This is a genomic window from Prosthecobacter sp. (assembly GCF_044373815.1).
Lineage (GTDB): Bacteria > Verrucomicrobiota > Verrucomicrobiia > Verrucomicrobiales > Verrucomicrobiaceae > Prosthecobacter.
Window position 1 is genome coordinate 1 of record NZ_JBIPNG010000378.1, and the last position, 6,565, is coordinate 6,565.

Sequence of the window (6,565 nt, forward strand, 5' to 3'; positions counted from 1 at the left end):
GCCCGAAAATATTGACGGAGACGCGCAGCACGCCGCGTTCCGGATCGATTTCCTCGACGATGCCGTTCTGGCTTTCGAAGGGACCGTCGGCCACACGCACGGTGTCACCGAGATTGAAGGCGATTTTGGGCACGGCGCCGTCGGCTTTGTCGCCCACCTGGGCCAGCATGGCCTCGACTTCCTTGGCGCGCATCGAGATCGGGTGATCCTTGGTGCCGGCGAAGTTCAGGACGCCGTCGGTTTCCTTGACGAAGTACCAGGTCTTTTCGATCAGGCGGTTGTGCTCATCGAGGAGATGGCAGTTGGCGATGACGTAGCCGGGGAAGAACTTGCGGTTGCTTTCGGAACGCTTGCCTTTCTTGACTTCGGCCACGCGCTCCATCGGCACGAGAACCTGGAAGACGTATTCACCCATCTCCTCTTTCTCAATGCGGCGGAGCATGCTGTCACGGACCTTCTGTTCAAGGCCGGAGCGGACGTGGATGACAAACCACTGGTCGCGAGGTGCGGGGATAGCTCCCATAAGAGAATTTGGAAAAGGGGGTGGGTGGGGGAAACGGAGAATTAGGCACCCAGCTTCTGTGCGGCCTCAAAGGCCCACTTGAAACTGATGTCAAACGCGGCAACGAAAGCTCCGAGGAGGATCATCGCGATGAAGACCACCACTGTGGATTCAATCAATTCGCGATATTTGGCAAAGCCCTTTTCTTTAGGATCCCAGGGCCACGTGGCCTTCTTGAGTTCAAGGATGACTTCGCCGATGTATTTGCGGATGCGACTCATGTGAAGCGTTTCGTTTTCTGCGGATGTTTCCGGGGAATTTTCGCTGGCAGGCCAGGAGGGACTCGAACCCACAACCAACGGTTTTGGAGACCGCTACTCTACCAATTGAGCTACTGACCTGTGTTAGCGAGAAAGACTTCCCGGAATGGATAACGGATGGAATCAAAATTGCAAGTCCGGCGCCTCTTTCCGCTCCCGGCTGGGAGACGAAATCACCGCCGGGTCTGTGCGCCAGACCCGGCGGGATTCGAGACAAACGAACTAAAGCGGACTAGTCAAGGATGTTGGCAACGCGGCCAGCACCCACGGTTTTGCCACCTTCACGGATAGCGAAACGGATGGTCTTTTCCATGGCGATCGGGGTGATCAGCTCGACTTCGATCGAGACGTTGTCACCAGGCATCACCATTTCAACGCCTTCTGGAAGCTTCACGCTGCCGGTCACGTCCGTGGTGCGGAAGTAGAACTGCGGGCGGTAGTTGTTGAAGAAGGGGGTGTGGCGGCCGCCTTCGTCCTTGGAAAGAACGTACACCTCTGCGGTGAACTTCTTGTGAGGAGTGACGGAACCTGGCTTGGCGATGACCTGACCGCGCTCGATGTCGGTCTTCTTCGTGCCGCGAAGCAGAAGGCCGACGTTGTCGCCTGCACGACCTTCGTCGAGCAGCTTGCGGAACATTTCGATGTCGGTGACGGTGGTCTTGACGGTCGGACGGATGCCGATGATTTCGACTTCAGACATCTTCTTGACGATACCACGCTCAACACGGCCGGTGCAGACCGTACCACGACCTTCGATCGCGAACACGTCTTCGACTGGCATGAGGAAGTCCTTGTCGATCGGACGCTCTGGCAGCGGGATGTAGCTGTCCACAGCTTCCATGAGCTTGAGGATGTTGGCTTCGTGCTCAGCATCGCCTTCGAGGGCCTTGAGAGCGGAACCCTTGACGATCGGAATGTCGTCACCTGGGAAGTCGTACTTGGAAAGGAGGTCGCGAACTTCCATTTCGACGAGGTCGAGGAGTTCTGGATCGTCAACCATGTCCACCTTGTTCATGAACACCACGAGGGCAGGAACGCCGACCTGACGGGCAAGCAGGATGTGCTCACGGGTCTGGGGCATTGGGCCGTCAGCGGCGGAAACGACGAGGATACCACCGTCCATCTGTGCGGCGCCGGTGATCATGTTCTTCACATAGTCAGCGTGTCCGGGACAATCGACGTGAGCATAGTGACGCTTTTCGGTCTCATACTCCACGTGGGCGGTGTTGATCGTGATACCGCGTTCCTTTTCTTCAGGAGCTGCGTCGATCTGATCGTAAGCACGAGCCTGGGCGAAGCCTTTCTTGGAAAGGACCGTCGTGATGGCGGCTGTGAGGGTGGTCTTGCCGTGGTCAACGTGGCCAATCGTGCCGATGTTGACGTGCGGCTTGTTGCGTTGGAATGCTTCTTTAGCCATGGGTGGAGTTAGTTGAGGGGGTGCGCTTGGGACTGGTTCGTTTGTCGTGTTTCGAAGATCCCCACGGACTGCCACTGGAGCTGTTAGAGGGACTTGAACCCTCGACCTCGTCCTTACCAAGGACGTGCTCTACCACTGAGCTATAACAGCGTAACCGGCGGCGGTTTGGTGAGAAACCTCCTCCTCTTTCGACAAGAAAACCGGGATATGGCAACCTCCATGACTGGCGTCAGGAGACAGTACACCCCGGCTTTGTTCCGAAAAAGTGGCGCGATACTAGGGCTCTTGGGGGCACAGTCAAAGACTATTTCGACTGTTTGCGAAAGAATCGCGAATAAATGCTCGTCATTCACCTTCCTCCCGCTGCGCTGCCGTTCTCACTTTAGGCCTTGGTTATGAGGGCTTCGGATTCATACTGTGGGCTGTAAATCACGCCACTCCCCTTCCCCGGACGGGCCTATTTTATTCCAGCACCTTCGCAGCCACCATGCGCCTCATCCTCGCCAGCCTTGCCATCCTGCTTCTCACCGGCCTGCACGCAGCGGATGAGACGGCAGCAGTGCTCAAAGGCCTAGTCAAAAACGCCCGTGGTGGCGATCAGGAGGCGCTGGCACCGCTGAAGGATCTGCATGCGCAAAAGCTGGCTGGCGATGCCGTACTTTCCCTCGTGGGTGACAAGCGCGTTGGCCTCGGCATGAAGCTGCGCCTGGCCGAGATCGTGGCCGAATGGCCTGCGGGCGAAGGACGCAAAGCCCTGGTGGACTGGCTGGCAAAGCACCCCGCCTGCGATGACGACGCCCTGCTGTTTTTCTCCAGCATTCACCTGCTGGAGACGCGCAGCTTTTTCTGGAATCTGCTCACGCAGGTGAGAGGCCCGCTCTCGGCGGTGAAGGAACCGGAGCGCATCGCTCTCGCGGCCCGGGCGCTGGGCGCATTTCCTGACAATCCCGACCCCGTGGTGGCCCGTGTGGCCACGCTGCTGGCCCCTGCCAATGCCCACGTGATGCGCGCCTGCGCCGCCGAGGCTCTGGGCGGCATGCGCAGCGCCGTGGCGCTGCAGTCCCTCCTGCCCTTCCTGAACGACGAAGCCATCGGCGATGCCGTGCACGCCTCGCTGTTTCAGCTCACCGGTCAGGACTTCGTGGACGACCCGGAGAAATGGAAGGCATGGATCACTGAGCAGGGCACGCGCATCCCGTGGAAAATGCTGCCCCGCAGCGACTACGCGGACTTCCTGAAGCTGCAAAAGCTGCTCAAGCCGCTGGAGGACGATCCCGCCATGAACATGGCCTCGTTTTACGGCCTGGAAATCCGGGGCAAAGGCGCGCTCTTCGTCCTCGACGTGAGCGGCAGCATGAGCGCCGACGACCGCATCAGCAAGCTCAAGGGGCAGATGAGCAACCTCCTCACCGCGCTGCAAAACAAGTCCGCAAATCTGCGCTACGGCATCCTCACCTTTGGCGAAAGCGTGGACTCCTGCTTCCCCGCGCGCGGCATGGCGCTGAACGACGAGAAGAACCACAAGCAGGCCGTGCAGTTCGTGGATCGCATCCAGGCCGACGGCGGCACGCCCATGTGCGAAGCCTTCAACCACGCCCTCACCCGCATCATACCAGAAGGCAACATCGACACCCTCGTCTTCCTCAGCGACGGCCAGCCCAGCGACGGCACCCCCGCCATGGTGCTGGATCTCGCCCAGCGCATCCACACCCAGTTCAAGGTGCGCATCCACTGCATCAGCATCGGCGAAGAAACCCTGCCCGGCAGCACCGAGCCGTCCTTGCTCAAGCAGATCGCGGATGCCTGCGGCGGGACGTTTACGGTGCCACCGTGAGGGGTGGAATTCATCCTCGTCCTCCTACTCGAAAATAGAAGCCGCACATGGCATTGCGTGTCAATCCGTGGTATTTCATAGCTTCAATGAGCGCACCCTGACGGCAACTTGCCAACCCCTGCTGGTTGCCATGATTTCCGAGTGCGCAGGCTGCGGCCCCAGCCCGGCGGAGACTTCCACTGTTTCCACAGTTTCAACGGGGGAGTGTGTGAACAGGCTGTGCCGGGTGGGTCATGGCAGGCTCCGAAGCGTGGGCGAAAACCATGGCAACTGAAGCCCCCCCTTTGGTTGCCATCTTGGGGCGCTTTCATGGCCTTCCAAGACTGCATCGGCGTGCGTCACGTTGCCAAAGCGTTCCATCGGCTGCCGCCTGCTGCCTCTTCCTGCGCCAACTTTTTGGGCTGTCTTCATCACCTCGGTTGCCGGTTGCCCACCCTAGATTCTCGCGATGGCAACCGGCAACCATCGACGGTGGGGTTTCGCCTGCCGATGGGAACCCCCACATCTTCCACAGTTTCAACGGGGGAGTGTGTGTATCCGCCCCGAGCCAGCGGGAGCAACTTCTCCCAATTCTCCGGGGGATGTACACACACACAGCAAGCCAGGTGGACAAACACATCCTCTTCGTCCGCCATCTTTTCCGCTTTTCCTGTGGCATCTGTTTCCATCTCCGGCTTCCCTGCCGCTTTCGAGCGTCTCACGGCATACGTGTGCTGACCAGCCTGCGGAAATCGGTCGGCTCCCGCCTTCGGACATCCATGGGCACACGTGAGCCGGACAGCCCGTCGAAAGCGGTAGCTCCGTTCGTTCCTCACTGCTGCGCGACCACAGTCCATATCTGAAGTGATCCGACAAGGTGTATTGCGAGGTGCCATCAACCCCTGCCATGACCAACACACACTCACCCCCGTTGAAACTGTGGAAACCGTGGAGGTTCCCAGCGGCAGCAGCCCCCCAAGAGCAGTAGTTCAAGGGAGAAATGTACCGCCAGGTCCCGTAAGTCGAAGTGGCAGGGGGCCATGCCCCCCCCTTCACCCGACTTGATTTGACATTTGGGCACAAGGGACAAACATCGCCCGCATGCTGCTTCTTCGTAATCCAATCACTCTGGTGCTGGTCCTGCTGGCGCAAATCATTCAGGCAGCAGACACGCCGCTGCCGCCGGAGGTGCAGTTGAAACTTGAAACGCTGAAGTCCGGCTTTGAATCCTATTCCCTGAAAATGGTCCAACACCCCTACGAGGAGGGAGTCAACGCACTCAATGCCAAGGTGAAGCCCGCGCTGGAGCAGGAAAGCCGCGCTGCGGCACAGCGCAAGGATCTTGACGGATTGGTGCGAGCCAAGTCCGATCTGGAACGCATCGGCCAGGGAAAGGTTTTGACGGCCGCAGACGCGCCACCGCCTGCAGGGCTCAAGCAAGTGTATGCCACCTACAAGCAGGAGATGAACAAGCTGGAGGCCGCCAAAAAAGTCAGCCTAGCAGATGCCCTGCAGCGTTATGACAAGGGCCTCTCAGCATTGCAGGACGAACTGACCACCCAGCAAAACATCGCCGCCGCCCTGCATGTCAAGCAGCTGCGCACTGAGCTGGCCAGCGGCGCCGATGCGCCTCAGCCTGCTGCTGGCAAAGCTGACCCGTCAAAGCTCGTCACAGCCCCGGCACTGCCGCCACAGGCGGAACTGGAGCCTCTGCTGGTGGGATCATGGGTCTTCACCACCGGCTCGCTGAACATGGAAAAAACACTGCTCAAAGATGGTTCAGTCATTTCTATTGGCTACTCCCTGCCCGGCAAATGGAAGATCCTGGGCACCAAGCTCCGCATCGACTACATAAATGATGCCTGGGCCGAATTTGAACTGCCACCGAGAGACGGCGGCATGAAAGGCCGCAGTTTCAAAAACGAAGACATCCGCGCTGAGAAGCAGATGGAGGCCGCCACAGACCTCGCGCCCCGACTCAACAGCACCCAGTGGACCTGGGGCATGTATCTGGAAGGCAGCCTGAGCCGGCTAAAATTCGTTTCTGGCAAAAACCTTCAAGTGAATGACGACCGGCTGCACCCCTGGTGGCAGTTTGAAGCTCTGAAGATCAAATGGGACGATGGCACCGTCATCACATTTGCCGATGACCTTCAAACCTTCGAAGCCAAAATGCCCGATAGCACCCTGCGCCGCGGCAAACGTCTCGCCGAGGCGACCAAGTAGGAGTCTGGCAGCTTCCCGGCTCACAGAAACAATGGCACTTTCTGACCGAAGGATGACCAAGTTCAAAGCCATCCTTCATCACCTGCAAAGGCTGCTGCCTTTTGAAATCTTCATTCTCATCGTAGCCGTGTCTGCGGCCTTGCTTGCGTCGCTCACGGTCAAACTATGGATGATCTTGATCAACCTTTTTGGCTGACCGTGGGATGCTGCACCCAACCCCCGCCGGTTGCCGGTTGCCACATCGAGAATCTAGGGTGGGCAACCGGCAACCATGGCGCTGACGACCA

General features: G+C 58.9%; 6 protein-coding genes and 2 tRNA genes. 3 read left to right on the top strand and 5 right to left on the bottom strand.

What is annotated here, in order from left to right:
- From nusG to ACIREA_RS23645, 5 genes are all read right to left on the bottom strand, one after another.
- Window positions 1-523 (bottom strand): transcription termination/antitermination protein NusG (gene nusG / locus ACIREA_RS23625; RefSeq protein WP_397384803.1); only part of this gene is annotated, 523 nt, incomplete at its 3' end.
- 41 nt (window positions 524-564) lie between these two features.
- Window positions 565-783, bottom strand: a complete 219-nt coding sequence (locus tag ACIREA_RS23630) for a preprotein translocase subunit SecE (protein ID WP_397384804.1) — start codon at window positions 781-783, stop codon at window positions 565-567.
- A gap of 44 nt (window positions 784-827) precedes the next feature.
- Window positions 828-903: transfer RNA gene (locus tag ACIREA_RS23635), tRNA-Trp, on the bottom strand.
- Window positions 904-1,054: 151 nt separating this feature from the next.
- A complete protein-coding gene (gene tuf, locus ACIREA_RS23640; RefSeq protein ID WP_397384805.1) occupies window positions 1,055-2,239 on the bottom strand; it encodes an elongation factor Tu in 1,185 nt (394 codons plus the stop codon).
- Window positions 2,240-2,314: 75 nt separating this feature from the next.
- A tRNA-Thr gene (locus ACIREA_RS23645) sits at window positions 2,315-2,389 on the bottom strand.
- 337 nt (window positions 2,390-2,726) lie between these two features.
- On the opposite strand from ACIREA_RS23645, the gene ACIREA_RS23650 reads away from it, so the two are divergent.
- The 3 genes from ACIREA_RS23650 to ACIREA_RS23660 all read left to right on the top strand — a co-directional run bounded on the left by ACIREA_RS23650 (window position 2,727) and on the right by ACIREA_RS23660 (window position 6,474).
- Window positions 2,727-4,073: a VWA domain-containing protein gene (locus tag ACIREA_RS23650; protein ID WP_397384806.1), complete on the top strand. Its 1,347-nt coding sequence runs from the start codon at window positions 2,727-2,729 to the stop codon at window positions 4,071-4,073.
- A gap of 1,080 nt (window positions 4,074-5,153) precedes the next feature.
- Window positions 5,154-6,278 (top strand): hypothetical protein, encoded by a 1,125-nt coding sequence (locus tag ACIREA_RS23655; RefSeq protein WP_397384807.1) that lies wholly within the window; start codon window positions 5,154-5,156, stop codon window positions 6,276-6,278.
- Between the two features lie 52 nt (window positions 6,279-6,330).
- The gene (locus ACIREA_RS23660; RefSeq protein ID WP_397384808.1) at window positions 6,331-6,474 is read left to right on the top strand and encodes a hypothetical protein; all 144 of its coding nucleotides are present in this window, start codon (window positions 6,331-6,333) and stop codon (window positions 6,472-6,474) included.
- Window positions 6,475-6,565: the final 91 nt, after the last annotated feature.

Coding starts and splice junctions, on each gene's coding strand:
- ACIREA_RS23630 (WP_397384804.1), bottom strand. CDS start 783: ATGAGTCGCATCCGCAAATACATCGGCGAAGTCATCCTTGAACTCAAG.
- tuf (WP_397384805.1), bottom strand. CDS start 2,239: ATGGCTAAAGAAGCATTCCAACGCAACAAGCCGCACGTCAACATCGGC.
- ACIREA_RS23650 (WP_397384806.1), top strand. CDS start 2,727: ATGCGCCTCATCCTCGCCAGCCTTGCCATCCTGCTTCTCACCGGCCTG.
- ACIREA_RS23655 (WP_397384807.1), top strand. CDS start 5,154: ATGCTGCTTCTTCGTAATCCAATCACTCTGGTGCTGGTCCTGCTGGCG.
- ACIREA_RS23660 (WP_397384808.1), top strand. CDS start 6,331: ATGACCAAGTTCAAAGCCATCCTTCATCACCTGCAAAGGCTGCTGCCT.